Origin of the sequence: Curtobacterium sp. BRB10 (assembly GCF_031844325.1) — a bacterium.
Taxonomy (GTDB): Bacteria; Actinomycetota; Actinomycetes; order Actinomycetales; family Microbacteriaceae; genus Curtobacterium; species Curtobacterium poinsettiae_A.
This window is the reverse complement of record NZ_JAUZVA010000002.1, coordinates 584,119-601,809: the sequence shown is the minus strand read 5'-3', so window position 1 is coordinate 601,809 and position 17,691 is coordinate 584,119. Positions and strand designations below refer to the sequence as shown.

Here is a 17,691-nt window from a genome sequence, read left to right as displayed (position 1 = left end):
GGCCGTGCCGCACTACTTCGAGGACCTCGCTGCCGGGCAGACCTTCACCACGCCGGGGCGCACCATCACCGAGGCGGACGTGGTGTCGTTCGCCTCGTGGACGAACGACAACAACCAGGTGCACACGGACGTCGAGTTCGCGGGGAGGACCCGGTACGGGCAGCGGATCGTGCACGGGCTGCTCGGCACTTCGCTGTGCCTCGGGCTCATCGCACGCACGGGCGTGTTCGAGGGGTCCGCGGTGGCACTGCTCGGGATCGATCAGTGGCGCTTCACCGAGCCGGTGTTCATCGGGGACACCGTGACCTGCACCGTCGAGGTCCTCGGCACCCGGCTGACGAGTTCGGGCACGACCGGGATCGTCGAACGAGCGGTGGCCCTGCGGAACCAGCACGGCACGGTCGTCCAGCAGGGACGGATGGACGTCATGGTCCTGACCCGCGACGCCGCGATCGGTTGATCGACCGCTCGACGAGCGCCAGCGGAACCTGCTCCGCGCAATCCCGGCGCCCTCTTTACAACGATGTACCAGCACGGGAGCATGGACGCATGAGCACGCTCGACGGCATCGTGGCCGCACCTGACTCCGCTTCCGCCCCCGGCCTCCCCCTCGCCTCGCGACAGGACGGCACGTACCCCCGGCCGCAGATGCTCCGCACCGCCTGGGCCGACCTCGACGGCACGTGGTCGTTCCGGAACGACGGCGACGACGACGCCTGGCGCACCGGCTTCACCGACGCCCGGGACATCGTGGTCCCGTTCCCGCCCGAGTCCCCGGCCTCGGGCATCGACGAACCCGGCTTCCAGCCCGTGGTCTGGTACTCCCGCGCGATCACCCGCTCGGAGCTCGACGCCGCCGGGTTCGGCACCGGCGCGCCCCGGCTCGTCCTGCACTTCGGCGCCGTCGACCACCGCGCGCGCGTCTGGATCGACGGGCAGTTCATCGGCGGACACGAGGGCGGCCACACCCCGTTCTCCTTCGACGTCACCGAGGCGCTGGCCACCGACCCCGACGCCGTGCACACCCTGGTGGTCCGCGCCGAGGACGACCCGCACGACCTGACCCAACCGCGCGGCAAGCAGGACTGGCACGAGGACCCGCACGCGATCTGGTACCGCCGGACCACCGGGATCTGGCAGACGGTCTGGCTCGAGGCCGTGCCGACCGCCTCGATCGCGTCCCTGCGCTGGACGAACGTCGACCACGCGACCATGCGGCTGACGGTCCGGCTCGACGGACACCGTACGGGCGGTGAGCGCCTGCGCGTCGAGGCCCGATGGGACGACCGCGACGAGCACCTCGCCACGATCGAGACCACGGTCGGCGAGACCGGCGACGAGTTCGACGTGGTCGTGCCGATCGCACGGCAGACGAACGGGCAGGCCGAGGACGAGCTGCACTGGACGCCGGACACGCCCCGGCTGATCGACGCCACGGTCACGCTGCTGCCGCGCTCCGGCTCCGGCTCCGGGACGACGGCGAGCACGGGCGCGCTCGACGCCGTCGCCAGCTACTTCGGGATCCGGACGGTCGGGGTCGACGGCGGCGCGTTCCTGCTCAACGGCCGACGCCACGACGTCCGCAGTGTCCTCAACCAGGGCTACTGGCCCGAGTCGCACATCGCTGCCCCGTCCCGTCCAGCACTCCGCCGCGAGGTCGAACTCATCAAGGAGCTCGGCTTCAACGCGGCCCGCAACCACCAGAAGATCGAGGACCCGCGGTTCCTGTACTGGGCCGACCGACTCGGACTCATGGTGTGGGGTGAGGCCCCCGGCGCGTACGCGTTCTCCCCCCGCGCCGTGCAGCGTCTGGTGCGCGAGTGGATGGACGCCGTCGAGCGTGACGCCTCGCACCCGTCGATCGTCACCTGGGTGCCCGCCAACGAGAGCTGGGGCGTGCAGCACATCGCCACCGACCCGGCGCAGCAGGCCTACGCCCGGGCCCTCGCTGACGTCACGCGGGCGTTGGACCCGACGCGTCCGGTGATCTCCAACGACGGGTGGGAGCACACGAACTCCGACATCGTCACGATCCACGACTACGAGGGCGACGGACCCCGGCTCGCGGCCACCTACGCGGACGAGACCGCACGGACCCGGCTCCTCGGTGGCATCGGTCCGGCGGATCGCCGCATCCTCGTCGGCGGTGCCGAAGACCTCGGCCAGCCGGTCATGCTCACCGAGTTCGGGGGTGTGAACTACCAGCCGGGCGTCCAGCGCGAGGACGGCTGGGGCTACACGTCGGCCAGTGACGGCGACGACTGGGTGGCCCGGATCACCGCGCTGTACGACGCGATCCGTGCGAGCTCGTTCCTCGCCGGGTCCTGCTACACGCAGCTCACCGACACCATGCAGGAGACGAACGGCCTGCTCAACGCGGACCGGTCCCCGAAGGTGCCGATCGAGCAGATCCGTCGCGCGGTCACGGGGCACTAGCCGGGAGGCTCGCACTTCGTGAGCAGCAGTGGTCGGGTCCGGCAGACGGACCAGACCACTGCTGCTCCCGGTCCACTCGGGTCGCCTCGCGCCGGGCGGGTGGCGACTCGCGATGCGGGGTGCGGCCCGCGGTCTGGGAGGATCGGGCGGGTGACGAACGTGGCGGAAGCGAGCCGGGCCTCCAGGCGGGGGTTCCGCAGCCTGCTGACCGGACGGCGCAGCGCCTGGACCGCACCGCTGCTGATCTGGGCGGGCTCGCGGGTGGTCAGCACCGTGCTGCTGGCGACCGTGTACCTGCTGGCGACCGCGAACGGCTGGCCGTTCGCCTCGTACCGGCACGATCCCTCGTTCTTCACGTTCTCGGGCTCGTGGGACGCCTCGTTCTACCGGATCATCGCCGAGCACGGGTACCCGGCGACACTGCCGACCGATGACTCCGGGCACGTCCTGCCGAACGCGTGGGCGTTCCTGCCGGTGTTCCCCGCCGTGGTGCGGGTCGTGATGACGCTGACCGGAGCGTCGTTCTGGGTCGCCGGGGTCGTGGTGGCGTCGATGGCCGGAGCGGGCGCCTGCGTGCTGCTGTACCGGCTGGTGCTCGCCGTCGGGTGCTCGCACCGGGCCCGCTGGGCGACCGGACTGTTCGCGTTCGCACCGACGGGGTTCCTGCTGCAGGTCGCCTACGCGGAGAGCCTGCTGCTCGTGCTGCTGTTCGGCGCCCTGCTCGCCCTGGTCCGGCGTCGGTACTGGCTGATCGCGCCGCTCGGTGTCGTGGCGGCGTTCACGAAGCCCGGGGTCCTCGCGCTGGCGCTGGCGTTGGCCGTGCACCTGGTCCTGCGGTGGGTGGCGTGGTGCCGGCAGCGGGACGCGTTCCCGTGGCGCGACCGGTTCGCGATCGTGGTGTCGGGCCTGGTCGTCGCTGCTGCGGGGCTGGCGTGGCCCGTCATCGCGACGGCCGTGACGGGGCGGCCGAACGCGTACCTGGACAGCGAGCTGTCGTGGTGGGTGGGGTTCGTCGGCCGCCAGCACTTCGCGCCGCTGACGCCGTGGTTCACGATGGCGTCGACGTGGCTCGGGCCGCTCGGCATCGTGCTCGTCGTGGTGGTGCTCGCCGGCGCCGTGTGGTTCTTCGCGCGCAGGAGCACCAGGGCCCTGGGCACCGACGTGCTCGCGTTCACGGCCTCCTACGGGCTGTACCTGGTGGCGGTGTTCCTGCCGCAGCAGTCGTTGCCGCGGTTGCTCATGCCGATGGCGCCGTTGCTCGGCTCGGACGTCTTCGTGGGGACCCGGCGGCGGGCGGTGACGTGGCTGGTCGTCGGGGTGTGCCTGCAGCCGGTCGCGATCGTGCTGCTGTGGTTCCTCGGCTACCCGTGAGCGGTGCGGTCAGTCGGCTGTGCAAGACACCGGTGTTCACCGGTTGAACACGCGCAGACCGCGGTGCGACGCGCGAACACCGGTGTCTTGCGGGCCCCGTCAGCGCTCCGCGTCGAAGGTGTGGAACCAGGCCGAGCCGCCGGGGTGCTGCACCGTGATCATCTCGTCGAGGTCGCGGTAGGGGCCGTCCTGGTTGTGGCTCGCCGACTTGATGCGGATGGTGCCGTCGGGCTCGGTGAAGACCTCGGACACGATGGTGGTGTGGTCCGGTGACCCGTTGGCGTTCCAGTCGAAGAACACGATGTCGCCGACTCTGACCTTGTCGCGCTCGTCGGACGACCGCCGGGTGAGCCCGAACTCCGCCGCGTTGGTCTCGAGCCACGGGTCCATCGTCGGGCAGTAGGTCCACGTCGCACTGTGCTCGGCACCGGCCGCACGGTTGTACCAGTCGGACCGCTGCTCCCACCCGCGGGCGATGAGCGTCTGGCTGACGTAGTTCGCGCAGTCGCCACCGATGGGGTTCATCGTGCCGTACTCGGCGAGGTTGTAGTCCTTCCAGTACCGCATCGCGTAGGCGAGCTGCCGGTCGACGTCGGTCAGTGCCGCGTAGGCGAGGGTGGTCGAGGCGACCGCGCTGCCCGCAGCGGGCGTCGCTGCGGCGGTCGGCGTCGGCGTGGTGGTCGCGGTGTCCTGGGTGGCGCCGCTCTGCCCGTCGTTCGCGGCGCTGCCGTTGCCGTCGGAGGACCGGTTGACCGAGGGGCTCGGCTCGATCGACTCGGTGAAGAGTTCGACGTCGGCGTCACCGGCCGTGTACATCGCCTGGTGCGGGGCCGTGAAGGTCACCTTCGACGCGGTCGCTGTGACGTCGCGCGCAGCGACACCGCCGACGGTGACGCCCTTGACGGCGGCGAGTCCGGTCCCCGTCACGGTGATCGTGACGCCGCCGGCGAGTGGGACCTGAGCCGGAGTGACGGCCTTCGCGACGGGCTTCGCCGTCGGGGTGGACGCTGCGTCCCCACCACCGGAGTTCCCGCGCCCGCCGCCCCCACCGTTGCCCGAGTCGCCGCCCTTGTCGCTGCCGGAGGAGCACGCCGCGACGGCGAGCCCGATCCCGGCGACGCCGGCGAGGGACAGGAGTGCGCGGCGGTTCATCGAGGCAGTCATGACACGACCAGCGTAAGCGACACCTCCGTCGTTCCGACACGGCATGATCGTGTTCGGGGGCGAGCGTCCTCCGTGTCCCAGCGGACCCGTTCGGAAGGAACACACATGCCCGAGAGCCACGACTTCTTCGTCGCCACCGACCCCGAGACCGCCCGTGCACAGGTGCGCGAGGCCCTGGCCCGCGAGGGCTACACCGTCGACGACGCCGAGCAGGGTGCACTCCGCGCGACCCGCGGCAGCCTCGGCCTGACGCTGCTCATCGGTGGGATGGCGAACGACCGCACGTTCCACACCCGGCTGGACGTGCAGATCATGATCGCTCCGGACGGCCGGACCGTCGCCCGACTGCTGCGCGGCTCGGGCAAGTCCGCGATCAAGGGCGGCGCGCTCGGCATCTCGCGCGGCAACCGTGCCTTCGAGCAGGCCGCGAACGCGATCCACACCACCTTCGCGCAGTCCGGCGTGCTGACGGAGAGCATCGCCGGCTGACACGTCGACCTCGGGGACGGGCCGACGCGACCCCAAGACGGACGGGAGGCCCGGTGCCAGCTGGCACCGGGCCTCCCGTCCGTCGGTCAGGTCAGGTCAGAGCGATCAGGTGCAGGAGACGTTGCGGTCGATGGTGCCGGAACCGTAGGGCACCTCGACCTGGACCATCGCGATGGTGCCGCCGGGCAGCGGGGTGCCGGAGCAGGCCTTCCGCGCCTTGGTGACCGTGCTCCGGCCGAGCGCGATCCAGTTCGAGCGACCGTAGAGCGGGCTGTTCGACTTGACCGTGCCGGCGATGGTCTTCCACTGCGAACCGGTCGAGTAGAGGCCGATCCGCTTGATGCCGGCGGTCTTGAGCCCGACGATCATGCCCTGCATCGCCGCGCGGTTCTGGGCGGTGTCACGCTGGTACGACAGACCCGTCTCGACGTCGATCCACCAGCGGTAGGCGGACGGGTTCGGGACACCACGGCTCTGGACGTCGTCGTACCCGCGGGCGTAGCCGTACATGAACGAGCACGCCAGGGTGACCTGCTTCTTGCCGCCCTTGGTCACGCACTTGCCGAACGGGTTGGTGGGCACCGTGCCCTGGTAGCGGTTCGACGTGGGCCAGACCGACGCCTTGAGACCCGGGTTGGCGAACAGCGCGTACAGCTGCGTCTTCGGCTGGGCCGAACCCCCGACGGACTTCGCCGACCAGGCGAGCTGTTCGGCGAGGCACGGGTTCGTGGTGTTGCCGAGGGACTCGTTGACGCCCACGATGCCGAACGCCTGGTCGGTCGGCACCTGGCTGCCGCACTGCGGCCAGGAGATGTCGACACCCAGCGGCGTGACCGCTGCGGATGCGCCCGACGACGGGCCGGCGACGGCGATGCCGGCGGCCACCACCACCGTGGTCGCGATGGTCGCGACGAGACGACTGATACGGAACATGCTCTCCCCCTGATCGGGCCGAACCGGTCGGCCGCGCCCCACCGGCGCACGGGGAGTCTAGGGCGGTGCGTCGGACAACACACCACCCCTGTCCGTGAACTGTGTCGAACGGTGCACCCGACTGGGCCTGTGGAGGACGATCGCCCCGACACGGCCGACAACGAGAACGGCCCGGAACCTGGGTTCCGGGCCGTTCTCGTGGTTGCCACCTGGTGGAGCTAAGGGGATTCGAACCCCTGACCTTCTCATTGCGAACGAGACGCGCTACCAACTGCGCCATAGCCCCAAGTGCTCGACCACACTAGCACCCTCGTTCGGCCCAGCCGAAATCGCAGGTGGCCCTTCGGGCGTGCCGCGGGTCAGACCGCGCGGCGCCGTCGCATGATCGCGTCGAGGTCGGCCTGCTGGTAGGCGTCATCGTCGAGGACACCCATGCCGGCCCACTTGCTCGGCGGCCCGGCGGGCTCGTCGGGCTCGTGAGCGGGAGCAGGAGCAGGAGCTGCTGGAGCAGGAGCGCCGGGAGCAACGCCGCCCGACGCGGACGGGGCTGCGGGAGCACGGAGCCCGAGCCGTTCGGCCAGACGCCCCTGGTCGTGCGCGGACAGCGACGCCGCAGCCTCTTCGAGTTCGGGTCGCATCCGCGACACCCGTGCCAGTGACGGGTCGGACTCGCCGGCGCGGATGGCCGAGGCTTCGGCCTCGGCTTCCGCCTTGGCCGCAGCGACGCGCTCCTTCAGCCGGGCGGCGAGTTCCGCCGACGATTCGGGCGACGCGGCCGGTGCTGTCGGCCGCTCCACGTAGAGGGGCTTGGGCACGTGGTTCGGGGTCCACGAGCGGTCTGCTGCGGGCTCGGCAGGCTGCTCGGTCGACAGGGGCGGTGCCGGGTCCGTCCATGCGGTGGACGGCCGGGAGGCGCGGGTCGCGCCCGTCTCGGCGGCCGCGAGACGCTGCTTCCGCGCCGTCGCCACCTGGTGCAGCTGGGCCAGGACCGCTGCGGACCCACCGGCGGCGACGAGTCCGGCGACACCGACGAGCCAGAGCGACGGTGCAGCGACGAAGACCACGAGGGCCACGACGATGCCGAGCGTGCCGAACAGGGTCGCCCCGAGCCGGGAACGGCGCATGCGCATCGCGGTCAGGGCCGGCACGGCGGACGCCCGCTCGAGCACGGGGGCCTGCTCGGCCAGGCGGCGGGTGATCTCACGCTGCCGCGCGGCCTCGTGGGCTCGGACGATGGCGGTGCGCTTGGCCTCTTCGGACCGGGCGACGCGCTGCGCCTGAGCGAGGGACTTCGCGTTCATCTCGATGCGGACCTCGTCCGGCAGCTCGGCGGTCTGCGCGAGGATCCGGAGGGTCTGCTGCAGCCGGATGGCGTTCCGCTCGGTGGCCAGGTACTGGCGACGGGCGGCCCACGACGGCATCAGGTAGACGAGCCAGAGGACGGCCGCGACGAGCAGGACGATGCCGCCACCCCACGAGCCGATTCCTGCCATGCGAACACGGTAGGGGCGGCGGTTCCCGCGCCGCGTCATTGCCGGACGCGTGTTGCGCATGTCGGGGCGGAATCCGTGGGAGGCGAGCCGCGCCTCCAGGCCCGTCGGACCCGGGACGTCAGATGCGGGGCGTCGTGTCCAGCGGCAGTGCCGCCTCGTCGCGTGCGGCGAGCGGAACGGTCCCCGCGCCGGGCGGCACCCGCCCCTGGACCCAGCGCTCGAGGACGCCCCCGCGGACCTCCTCCGCCACCAGCGCGAAGCAGAAGTGGTCGCGCCAGTCCCCGTTGATGTGGATGTACCGGCGACGGAGTCCCTCGTACCGGAAGCCGAGCTTCTCGACGACGCGCAGGCTCGGAGCGTTCTCCGGCCGGATGCAGATCTCGATCCGGTGCACGCCGAGCGAGCGGAAGCAGTGGTCGACGGCGAGGGCGACCGAGATCGGCGTCACGTTGTGGCCGGCGGCGTCCTCGACGACCCAGTAGCCGATGGAGGCACTCGCGAGCGAGCCGTAGGAGATGCCGGAGACGTTGAGCTGCCCGACGAAGCGGCCGTCGAGCTCCATCGCGAACGGGAGTCCGAGTCCCGCGCGGGCGTTGGCCTGGAGCGCGCGGATGCTGCCCCGGACGTCGGTGGAGACGTGTCCGGAGGGGTTCGTGGCCTCCCAGGTGCGGAGCCACGAGCGGTTCGTCGCGAGTGCCGCGTCGAGGTCGCGGGTGTCGCGGAGCCGGAGGGGCCGGATGGTGACCCGCCCGTGGGACAGGGTCGGGATCGTCGTCATCGCTGGGTTCCTCCGGGGTCCCGCCGCTGTGCGGGACGGGGTGTCCCGCCCGGGTCCGTGGTGTGACGGACCCGAGCGGGATGGCCGACTATTCGCCCGCGTTGAACTCCTTCAGCCACGACTTGAGGTCGGGGCCGAGGTCATCGCGGTCCGAGGCGAGCTGCACGATCGCCTTGATGTAGTCGAGTTTGTCACCGGTGTCGTACCGGCGTCCACGGAAGACGACGCCGTACACGCCGCCGGTCCACTCCTCGGCGCTCGCCATCTTCATGAGCGCGTCGGTCAGCTGGATCTCGCCGCCCTTGCCCGGCTCCTGCTTCTCGAGGACGTCGAAGACCTCGGGACGGATGACGTAGCGGCCGATGATGGCCAGGTTCGAGGGTGCCTCGCCCTGCGGGGGCTTCTCGACGAGCCCGGTGATCTTCACCACGTCGGCGGTGTCGGTCGGCTCGACCGTGGCGATGCCGTACAGATGGGTCTGCGACTCGGGGACCTCGAGCAGGGCCACGATGGTGGCGTTCTTCTCGCCCTGCACCTCGATCATGCGCTTGAGGAGCGGGTCGCGGGCGTCGATGATGTCGTCACCGAGGAGCACGGCGAACGGCTCGCGGCCCACGTGCATCTTGGCACGGAGCACCGCGTGGCCGAGGCCGAGCGGGTCGCCCTGTCGCACGTAGTGCATGTCGGCGAGGTCCGTCGACTGGTTCACCTTCTGCAGCTTCTCGTGGTCGCCCTTCTTGCGGAGGGTCTCCTCGAGCTCCGACACGTGGTCGAAGTGGTTCTCGAGCGCGTTCTTGTTGCGCCCGGTGATCATCAGCACGTCGGTCAGCCCGGCGCCGACAGCCTCTTCCACCACGTACTGGATGGCCGGCTTGTCGACGACGGGGAGCATCTCCTTCGGCATCGCCTTGGTCGCGGGGAGGAAGCGGGTACCCAGCCCTGCGGCCGGGATCACCGCCTTCGAAATCTGGAAGCCCATGGTCAGACCGTATCCGATCCCCCTTTCGAGGGCATGTCGTCGCTCCGGGGGACACGGCACCCCGCGGGTTCCCGGCGGGAAGCCGCAACCGTACCCCTCGGTAGACTCCTGCGCATGATCGCCGATCTCGGGAACGAGAAGCGCGCCCTGCGAGCCGAACTCCGGCAGCGGCGGCGCACCCGGACCACGACCGAACGCGACGCGGACACCCAGACCCTGACCGCGACCCTGCAGCGCTTCGTCGAGGAGCGCCAGGTGACGTCCCTCGCCCTGTACCTGTCCGCCCCGGACGAGCCGAACGTCCGGCCGTTCCTGAACTGGGCGTTCGGGCAGGGCATCCGCGTGCTGCTGCCGGTCACCCGCGAGGACGGCCTGCTCGACTGGGCCGTGGGCGACGGCGAGAGCGAGACCGAGAGCGTGCTCGGCCTGCCCGAGGTCGTCGGCGAGGTCCTGTCCCCGCTCGCGATCAACGACGTCGACGCGATCCTCGCCCCGGCGGCGGCGGTCGGGCACGACGGTGTCCGCATGGGCTGGGGGCGCGGCTACTACGACAAGACCCTCGGGTCCATGGCGAACCGCCCGCCCGTCTATGCTGTGATCTTCGACGCGGAGTACCTCGACGAGGTCCCGCGCGAACCCCACGACGAACCCGTCGACGGCATCATCACGCCGTCGCGCATCATCACGTTCCGGAGCTGACGTGCCCACCTACTCGTACCGTTGCACCGAGTGCGACAACGCGTTCGACATCAAGCAGTCCTTCTCCGACGCCACCCTGACGGAGTGCCCGGTCTGCGGCGGCGTCCTGCGCAAGGTGTTCTCCCCCGTCGGCGTGACCTTCAACGGCGGCGGCTTCTACCGCACCGACTCGCGCCCGACCCCGGGATCCGAGGGCTCGTCGAGCACCCCCGCGAAGTCCGAACCGAAGACGGCCGAGCCGGCGAAGAAGGCCGAGTCGAAGCCGAGCACGCCGAAGCCCGCATCGTCCTGACGCGGACTGCGCTCCCCGGATAGGTTGGGCGCGTCGCCACCCGGCGGCCGTCCTCGACCCGGAAGGAGACCCTCGCATGAAGGGCTTCAAGGAGTTCCTGCTCCGCGGCAACGTCATCGACCTGGCCGTCGCAGTCGTCATCGGTGCGGCGTTCACCGCGATCGTCACCACGATCGTCAACGCCCTGATCAACCCGCTCATCGGTGCGGTGTTCAACGCCTCGAGCCTGGACAAGGCACTGGTCGTGGCGATCCCCACAGTCTCCGGCGGTGACGCGGAACTGCAGTTCGGCGCGATCATCGGCGCAGTGCTCAACTTCGTCATCGTCGCCGCGGTCGTCTACTTCGCGCTCGTCGTGCCCGTCAACCACCTGAAGAAGGTGGCGTTCGAGCGCGTCAAGAACGACGAGCAGCAGACCCCGCAGGACGTCCCCCCGACCGACGTCGAGGTGCTGCTCGAGATCCGCGACCTGCTCCGCCCGCAGACGGGCGGCGCCACGAGCACCGGGGCGCACATCGCCCCGTCGAACGCTCCCGAGGGCCCCGGCATCGGCGGGTCGACGAAGTTCTAGCCCCGGCGCCGCGAGACACCGGTGTTCGCGCGCTGCACACCCGCGGACCGCGGTGCGCAGCGTCGACACCGGTGCTCTGCGGAGAGGGGCCTCGTCAGGCGGCGGGGACCGCGCGGCGCTTCGCGAACATCGCGACGGCGTACTGGACGCCGGCGAGCACGTGGCCCGCGGTGCCGAGGTAGACGAACACCAGGGCGACCACCCGGACCCACGGCGCGTTCTCGTCGACGGTGTGCACCGCGGAGAACAGCAGCACCGGCAGCCCGACGAACAACAGGGCCGACCGGATCTTGCCCGTCCACGTGACGTCGAGGTCCGGGTTGCCGTGGAACAGCACGCTCGACAGGACGACGAGCACCAGGTCGACGAGCACGACGACGGCCACCACCCACCAGGGCAGCAGGCCGACGAGCACCAGGGACAGCACGATCGCGATGATGGCCAGCCGGTCGGCGACGGGGTCGATCGCCTTGCCGAGCTTGGAACCCTGGTCGAACTTCCGGGCGATGAAGCCGTCGGCCCAGTCGCTCACGCCGATCACGACGAGGGCGACGAGCGCCCACCCCGGGTGGCCAGCGACGACGAGGCCGATGAACACCGGGATCAGCACGAGGCGGAACAGCGTGATCAGGTTCGGCCAGGTCTGCCAGTCGGGGCGCTGCCGCGCGGTGTCAGTCATCACGGGCCAGGCTACCGGTTACCAGTGCGGGGGGACGTCGCGCCGGAGCTGGTCGTCGTTCTCACCGTCGCGGTGGCGCGCCGGTTCCGGCGGCGGCGTCGGGTCGTAGCCCGCCACCGGCTGGGTGGTGACGCGTCTGCGGCGCCGCACCGGGCCTCCAGGCGGCTCGTCCGTCTCGCCTCCGTCAGCGGTGGGACGGACGGGAGGCGCGGCTGACGACGCGTCGTCGGCCCGCGTCCACGTGCCCACCAGCTGGTCCGTCTCCGGCGTCACCGGACCGGCGGGCCGCGAGGCCCGGCGGCTCACCGGCGGGCGGGGATCGGTGGGATCGAGATCTCCTGCGTGGCGCCGCGGTCGACACCGAGCACCGCGGCGACGGTGTTCGCGACGCGGTCCGGGTCGGAGAACAGCTGGAAGGCGTGCACGCGCACGTAGTGCCAGCCGAGTCGACGGAGGACCTCCGGCCGGAGGCGCAGGGACTCGCGCAGCGATCCCTTGACCAGCGACGCATCGGTCTCGATCGTGACGCACACCCCGCCGTGCGCGGCGACGAGGCCGAGCTTGCCGCGGTGTCCGAGCGCCACCGGGATGCCGCGCATCTCGAGGCGCCGGGCCAGGTCGACGAGCAGCGGATCGGAGTCGTCCGGCACGTACTCGGCGGTGGTGCGGGCACGCACCTCGGCCAGGATCTCGGCGAGGGCGACGGTGCCGTGGCCCATGCGCTCGGCCTCGATGTCCGACGGCTGGAAGCAGGTGACGATGACCATCGAGCGACGCGCGCGGGTCATCGCGACCGCCAGCAGCCGCTCGCCGCCGGGCTTGCCGAGCGGACCGAAGTCGCGCAGCACACGGCCGTGCGGGGTGCGGCCGTAGCCGATGGAGAACACGACGCGGTCGCGGCTCTGCGCCACCGACTGCTCGAGCGTCGCCACGATGAACGGCTCGGCTCGGTCACCGATGACGAACTCGGTCAGGTCCTTGTGGCCCTGGGCGGCGGTCAGCACGGCCTGCTCGACGCGCACGGCGTGCTTCGCCGACGCGGTGATGACCATGAGCGACTCTGTCGGACGGGTGCGCGCGTGGTCGATGACGAGCCGGACCACGCGGTCGACCTCGGCGTCGACGCTCTCGACGGCACCGGACTCGGGGTCGGGCACGGCCTTGCCGTCGCTGACGTAGTCGAGCGCGATCGAGCCGTGCCCGAGGAACGAGCCGGCCCACGGCAGGGACTCGATCTTGCCGCCGTAGAAGCGACGGTTCACGAGCTCGGCCAGGTCCTCGCCGCCGGCGCGGTACGACCGCGACAGCGACAGGGTCGGCAGCAGGGTGGACAGCTTCGCCAGGGCGGAGTCGGCGTGGAACGCGTCGAGCGTGCCCTCGTCGACCTGCAGCGCCCGGTGCTCGGGGTCCACGGCGATGCGGAACGGCGACGGCGTCTGGGTCACCGGGTCGCCGAACACGACGGTCTGGCGGGCACGACGCACGGCGCCGACGGTCTCGGCGATCGTCACGGCACCGGCGTCGACCAGGATCACGGTGTCGAAGGGCATCGTGTCGGCGATCTGCGGCACCTCGTACGGGCTGGCGAGCCAGACCGGTGCGATCGACCGGGACAGGTGCGGTGCGGAGTCCTGCAACAGGCGCGAGGTGATCGCGCCGTCGCGGAGCTGGGTCTTGAGCGCCGTCGCTTCTTCCGGCCAGTCGACGAGACCGACCTTCCAGTTCTCGGCGAGCTGCCACGCCAGGCCTTGGGAGACCCCGGCCGCGTGGGCGTCGTCCACCAGGCGGAAGTCGGCCTCGACCCGGTCGAGCATGTCGGTGTTCGCGCCGAGCAGCGCCCGGTCGGACTCGAGCATGGTCTCGAGGGCGGACTGCCACCAGGCGAGCTCGAGCTCGGCGGGCACCTGCACGTCCGGCACGTGCCGGTTCGCCAGGTCGGTGATGAGCGGCTCGAGCTGCAGGTCGCGCAGGGTCTGCATGAGCTCGGTGCGCTCCTGCAGGTTGTGCAGGACGTCGGACTCGGCGGCCAGCTCGGCGATGGTCGGGACGAGCTGGTCGACCGGGGTGTTCGCGAGCTGGCGGTCACGCTCGGTGCGGCCCAGCGGCTCGTCGAGGCGCGCGAGGTCCTCGGCGACGTTCGAGAACAGCACCTGGACGTCGGCGATGCCCGTGGGCACCTCGGGGTTCACGCCGGCGGCGACGTAGCGCTGCCAGAGCACCCGCTGCTGCTGGACGCGGGTCAGGGCTTCGTGCAGGTCGGACACGTGCACGCCCGGGCGGACGTACTCGCGGGCGAGCTTCTTGAGCCGGCGACGGTTGGTCGACGACATCGGGGCGCCCTCGCCGCGCGGGGCGGTGGCGGCCACGAGCTCGGACACCGAGCGGTCGAAGACCACCGGCAGGAAGCGGTCGAGCGTGTCACGGATCTCGGTGAGCAGGCGCAGGTAGATGCCGAGCTCGTTGATCGTCGTGAACTGGCGCATGTGCGTCGAGCTCACCAGGTCGTGGGCGCGGCGGAGCAGGGTCGGCAGGCCGTCGGCGTCGAGGTCCTTCGCGATGCGGTGCGCACGCTGGGCACCGTCGCTCGAACCGAACTTCGCGCCGTACCAGGGCGAGTCGTCGGGGCCGTAGCGGAACTCGCCGAGGTTCGCGGCGCTGACCATCGTCTCGGCGACGCGCGAGCGGCCCTCGACCATCGAGGCGACGGACTGCTTCGACAGGCGCGCGGTGGTCGACGGGGCGACGGGCAGCAGCGACAGGCGCGACAGCTCCACCAGGCAGTCGAGCACCGAGACGCCGAAGTCGGGGTCCTTGCGGGTGAGCGAGCCGCGGTAGTCCTTGAGCACCTTGCGCAGGCGGACCAGGGCGTCGTCGACCTCGCGGAGGTTCGGACGCGCGGCCTTCTCGTTCCGGGCGATGGCGCGGACGACGTCGCGGCGCAGGGTCGACGGCGTGACCGCGACCCCGGGCAGCTGGACCTCACCGAAGCGGGCGGCGATGCCCCGCAGGGTCGCGCGGCGCGGGCTCACGACGAGCACGCGCTTGTTCGCGGCGACCAGGCCGCCCAGGGCGTTCACGATGGTCTGGGTGCCACCGGTGCCGGGCAGGGTCTTCACGACGATGGAGTTGCCGGCCGTGATCTGCGCGATCACGTTCTCCTGCTCGTCGTCGGCGTCGAGCAGGAGCGTGTCGGTCTCCGGGCTGCGCTCGTCCGACGGGGTCTGCTCGACCGGGTGGTAGGACTGCTCGACCTGCCACTTCGCGCTCGGGTTGCCGGCGAGGGCGTCGAGCACGGGGTGCGACAGGTCGCCGGTGTCCTCGACCATGCCGGTGGCGACCTCGGCGAAGGTGGACACCACGAGGCGGGCGTGCACCGAGAAGCCGGGGATGTGCGCGGTCAGGCCACGCAGGCGGTCGATGACGGGGTTCGGCGTGAACGAGCCGTCCTGCTGCGCGAGGGCCACGAAGGACTGTGCGTCGAGGATGACCCCGAACTGCTCGTGCAGCGCGTCGGCGAGACCCGGGTTGAGCACCGGTTCGCCGAGCAGGCGCACCTCGAAGTCGCGTCCGTGCCGGCGGATCGCGAGGGGGCGCAGGAGCACCGGGCCGCGGAACTGCTCGTCGCCGTGCTGCCAGTCGGCCATGCCGATGCCGAGCTTCACGGCGTCGATGCCGCGCACGGTGGCGAGCTCGGTGCCCTTCGCCTCGACGTGTCCGGCAGCCACGCGGGCGGCACGGAGCGCCACCTCGTCGCGGATCAGGCTCGACAGCAGGGTCGTCTTGCCGGTGATGAACTGCGCGAGACCGCCCGGGTGGGTGGTCGAGAGCTCGATGCGGGCGCGCGGGTGGTCGCTGAAGTGCGTGAGCGGGCTCGTGCCGCCGACGCCGGTCAGCTGGGTGCGCCAGCCGTCCCACGTCGGTTCGGCCGCGTTGCCGGCCTGCAGCCGCGGGTCGCCGAGGCTGATCGCCTGCGGGCTCGTCATCTGCAGCTCCGGGCGGAGCGTGCGGTCCGGCTCGTCGGTCCGTTCCTGGTCCACGTCCTGCTGCTCGTCTCGGTCGTCGTCGGGGCGCGCGCGGGCACCCTCGACGGGGACGTCGTCGTTCACGTCGTCCTCACCGTCGGTCACCCTGTCCGCTCGCCACACATCCGACACTGTAGGCGGAACCGGACGGCCTCTCTGGCAATGAACCGAGGTTTCGGGGTTTCCGCACGGACCTGACCGCCGTCCGGCGGGACGTGACCGCCGTCCGGCCGGACGTGCGCCACCGTCCGACCCGACGTGCGGCGCGCCCGATCCGACGGCAGCCCGGTCCGGTGTGGTACCAACGGGGCATGGCCATCGACGACCGCACCACTCCGTCCGCCCCCACGCCGAACCGGCGTCGATCGGTCCCCGCCGAGATCTCACGGTCGTGGCTGCTGGTGTCCGGCACCGCCACCGACCGGTTCGACAAGTCCCAGCGCTCCCGCGCCGACCAGATCATCCTGGACATCGAGGACGCCGTCGACCCCGCCGCGAAGCCCTCGGCCCGGCAGGGCGTCGCCGCCTGGCTCGCCGGCGGTGGCGAGGCCTGGGTGCGGATCAACGACGTCACCACGGACTTCTGGGCGGACGACGTCGAGGAGCTCCGGGGCCTGCCCGGGCTGCAGGGCGTCATGCTCGCCAAGACCGAGTCCCCCGCCCAGGTCACCGACACCTGGCACCGTCTCGGCGGCCAGACGCCGGTGATCGCCCTCGTCGAGTCGGCCCTGGGCATCGAGGAGTCCGTGTCGATCGCCAGGGCGCAGGGCGCGTTCCGCCTGGCCTTCGGTTCCGGCGACTACCGCCGCGACACCGGGACCAGCGCCGACACGCTCGCGATGGCGTACCCGCGGTCGAAGCTGGTCGTCGCCTCGCGCGTCGGCGACCTGCCGGGTCCGATCGACGGCCCCACGGTCGGGTCGTCGCACCCGATCCTCCGCGAGCAGTCGCAGGTGGCCGTGTCGCTCGGCCTCACCGGCAAGCTCTGCCTGGACACCGAGCAGCTCCCCGTCATCAACGAGGTCATCTCCCCCACGCCGACCGACGTCGCCTGGGCGCAGGACTTCCTCGACGACTTCGAGGCCCGCGGCCGGGTCATCCGCGACGGTTCCGACCTGCCGCGGCTCGGTCGGGCGCAGAAGATCCAGCGGCTCGCACAGGCGTTCGGGGTCGAGGCGCGGTAGGACTGCACGCATGACCTGGTCCAACGTCCCCGGCCCTCCGCCGCAGTCCTCCTCCGGCCCCACGGACGCGCAGCGCGCGGCGTGGGAGCGCGGTGGCACCACGCTGTTCCCGCCGGCGAAGCTCGCCGACCGGATCTCGACGGTGCTGCTCCTGGTGTTCGGTGCCGTCATGACCGCGATCACGGCGGTCGTCGGCATCGTCGCGATCGCCTCGGCCACGGCCGAGTGCGACGCCGCGTCGGGCTGCACGCCCGGCGGGTACTTCGGTGGCGCGGCCATCGCGGTCGGTGGCGCCTTCGTCATCGGGGTCACCACGATCGTGCTGTCGATCGGCGCGTGGATCCGGCGGAAGCCGTCGTGGTGGATCGCGGCGATCGGCTTCGTGCTCGCGATCGTCGTCATCGCCTGGGGCGGGGCCGTGTTCGTGGACGCCGTCGACAGCGGTTCCGCTTCGTCGTCGGTGTCCGCCGGCGCCTGACCGGCGCACCGACACCACCCTTCCGACCGGACACCGTCGTCCGACGTGTGTCGGGGTGGAGAACGTGCGTGCGTTCCGGACTGGAGGCGCGGGGCGGGGCCGCCACGCGCCTCCAGTCCGGAC

16 protein-coding genes and 1 tRNA gene are annotated in these 17,691 nt (G+C 71.5%); 9 read left to right on the top strand and 8 right to left on the bottom strand.

All coding sequences use genetic code 11. The features are described from left to right. Positions 1 to 4 precede the first annotated feature (4 nt). From Q9R26_RS06750 to Q9R26_RS06740, 3 genes are all read left to right on the top strand, one after another. Positions 5 to 460 carry a MaoC/PaaZ C-terminal domain-containing protein gene (locus Q9R26_RS06750; RefSeq protein WP_182065278.1) on the top strand — a complete coding sequence of 152 codons (456 nt, stop codon included), beginning with the start codon at positions 5 to 7 and terminating at the stop codon, positions 458 to 460. A gap of 89 nt (positions 461 to 549) precedes the next feature. Then, complete coding sequence (locus Q9R26_RS06745) at positions 550 to 2,436, top strand: glycoside hydrolase family 2 TIM barrel-domain containing protein (RefSeq protein WP_311226855.1); 1,887 nt, start codon at positions 550 to 552, stop codon at positions 2,434 to 2,436. A gap of 150 nt (positions 2,437 to 2,586) precedes the next feature. Next, positions 2,587 to 3,807, top strand: coding sequence for a hypothetical protein (locus Q9R26_RS06740; protein WP_311226854.1), 1,221 nt, complete (start codon positions 2,587 to 2,589; stop codon positions 3,805 to 3,807). Positions 3,808 to 3,906: 99 nt separating this feature from the next. Here Q9R26_RS06740 and Q9R26_RS06735 read toward each other — a convergent pair whose 3' ends face one another. After that, complete coding sequence (locus tag Q9R26_RS06735) at positions 3,907 to 4,971, bottom strand: amidase domain-containing protein (RefSeq protein ID WP_311226853.1); 1,065 nt, start codon at positions 4,969 to 4,971, stop codon at positions 3,907 to 3,909. 105 nt (positions 4,972 to 5,076) lie between these two features. On the opposite strand from Q9R26_RS06735, the gene Q9R26_RS06730 reads away from it, so the two are divergent. Continuing rightward, entirely contained in the window at positions 5,077 to 5,460 is a 384-nt protein-coding gene (locus tag Q9R26_RS06730; RefSeq protein WP_182065282.1) for a hypothetical protein, read from the top strand. Positions 5,461 to 5,565: 105 nt separating this feature from the next. Here the strand turns inward: Q9R26_RS06730 and Q9R26_RS06725 are convergent, their stop codons facing one another. From Q9R26_RS06725 to galU, 5 genes are all read right to left on the bottom strand, one after another. Next, on the bottom strand, positions 5,566 to 6,393 hold the full coding sequence (locus Q9R26_RS06725) for a hypothetical protein (protein ID WP_209135219.1): 828 nt from the start codon (positions 6,391 to 6,393) through the stop codon (positions 5,566 to 5,568). Between the two features lie 210 nt (positions 6,394 to 6,603). After that, positions 6,604 to 6,679, bottom strand: a tRNA-Ala gene (locus Q9R26_RS06720). A 73-nt stretch (positions 6,680 to 6,752) separates the two neighbouring features. After that, a complete protein-coding gene (locus tag Q9R26_RS06715) occupies positions 6,753 to 7,886 on the bottom strand; it encodes a hypothetical protein (protein WP_311226852.1) in 1,134 nt (377 codons plus the stop codon). A 118-nt stretch (positions 7,887 to 8,004) separates the two neighbouring features. Further along, positions 8,005 to 8,664 (bottom strand): GNAT family N-acetyltransferase, encoded by a 660-nt coding sequence (locus tag Q9R26_RS06710; protein ID WP_182065285.1) that lies wholly within the window; start codon positions 8,662 to 8,664, stop codon positions 8,005 to 8,007. Between the two features lie 88 nt (positions 8,665 to 8,752). Continuing rightward, positions 8,753 to 9,643 carry a UTP--glucose-1-phosphate uridylyltransferase GalU gene (gene galU / locus Q9R26_RS06705; protein ID WP_311226851.1) on the bottom strand — a complete coding sequence of 297 codons (891 nt, stop codon included), beginning with the start codon at positions 9,641 to 9,643 and terminating at the stop codon, positions 8,753 to 8,755. Positions 9,644 to 9,757: 114 nt separating this feature from the next. Between galU and Q9R26_RS06700 the strand changes: the two genes are divergently transcribed. The 3 genes from Q9R26_RS06700 to mscL all read left to right on the top strand — a co-directional run bounded on the left by Q9R26_RS06700 (position 9,758) and on the right by mscL (position 11,205). After that, entirely contained in the window at positions 9,758 to 10,342 is a 585-nt protein-coding gene (locus tag Q9R26_RS06700) for a 5-formyltetrahydrofolate cyclo-ligase (RefSeq protein ID WP_209135223.1), read from the top strand. A gap of 1 nt (position 10,343) precedes the next feature. Continuing rightward, complete coding sequence (locus Q9R26_RS06695; protein WP_209135225.1) at positions 10,344 to 10,634, top strand: FmdB family zinc ribbon protein; 291 nt, start codon at positions 10,344 to 10,346, stop codon at positions 10,632 to 10,634. A 76-nt stretch (positions 10,635 to 10,710) separates the two neighbouring features. Further along, positions 10,711 to 11,205 (top strand): large conductance mechanosensitive channel protein MscL, encoded by a 495-nt coding sequence (gene mscL / locus Q9R26_RS06690; protein WP_259579196.1) that lies wholly within the window; start codon positions 10,711 to 10,713, stop codon positions 11,203 to 11,205. Between the two features lie 94 nt (positions 11,206 to 11,299). Here the strand turns inward: mscL and Q9R26_RS06685 are convergent, their stop codons facing one another. Both Q9R26_RS06685 and Q9R26_RS06680 read right to left on the bottom strand, forming a co-directional pair. Then, positions 11,300 to 11,884 carry a CDP-alcohol phosphatidyltransferase family protein gene (locus Q9R26_RS06685; protein ID WP_259579194.1) on the bottom strand — a complete coding sequence of 195 codons (585 nt, stop codon included), beginning with the start codon at positions 11,882 to 11,884 and terminating at the stop codon, positions 11,300 to 11,302. A gap of 302 nt (positions 11,885 to 12,186) precedes the next feature. Continuing rightward, positions 12,187 to 16,011: an ATP-binding protein gene (locus tag Q9R26_RS06680; protein ID WP_182065289.1), complete on the bottom strand. Its 3,825-nt coding sequence runs from the start codon at positions 16,009 to 16,011 to the stop codon at positions 12,187 to 12,189. Between the two features lie 206 nt (positions 16,012 to 16,217). Here Q9R26_RS06680 and Q9R26_RS06675 point away from each other — a divergent pair, with 206 nt between their 5' ends. Together Q9R26_RS06675 and Q9R26_RS06670 are read left to right on the top strand one after the other, a co-directional pair. Then, positions 16,218 to 17,090 carry a CoA ester lyase gene (locus tag Q9R26_RS06675; RefSeq protein WP_182065290.1) on the top strand — a complete coding sequence of 291 codons (873 nt, stop codon included), beginning with the start codon at positions 16,218 to 16,220 and terminating at the stop codon, positions 17,088 to 17,090. Between the two features lie 10 nt (positions 17,091 to 17,100). Then, positions 17,101 to 17,568, top strand: a complete 468-nt coding sequence (locus Q9R26_RS06670) for a DUF6264 family protein (RefSeq protein WP_311226850.1) — start codon at positions 17,101 to 17,103, stop codon at positions 17,566 to 17,568. The last annotated feature ends 123 nt before the right edge of the window (positions 17,569 to 17,691 follow it).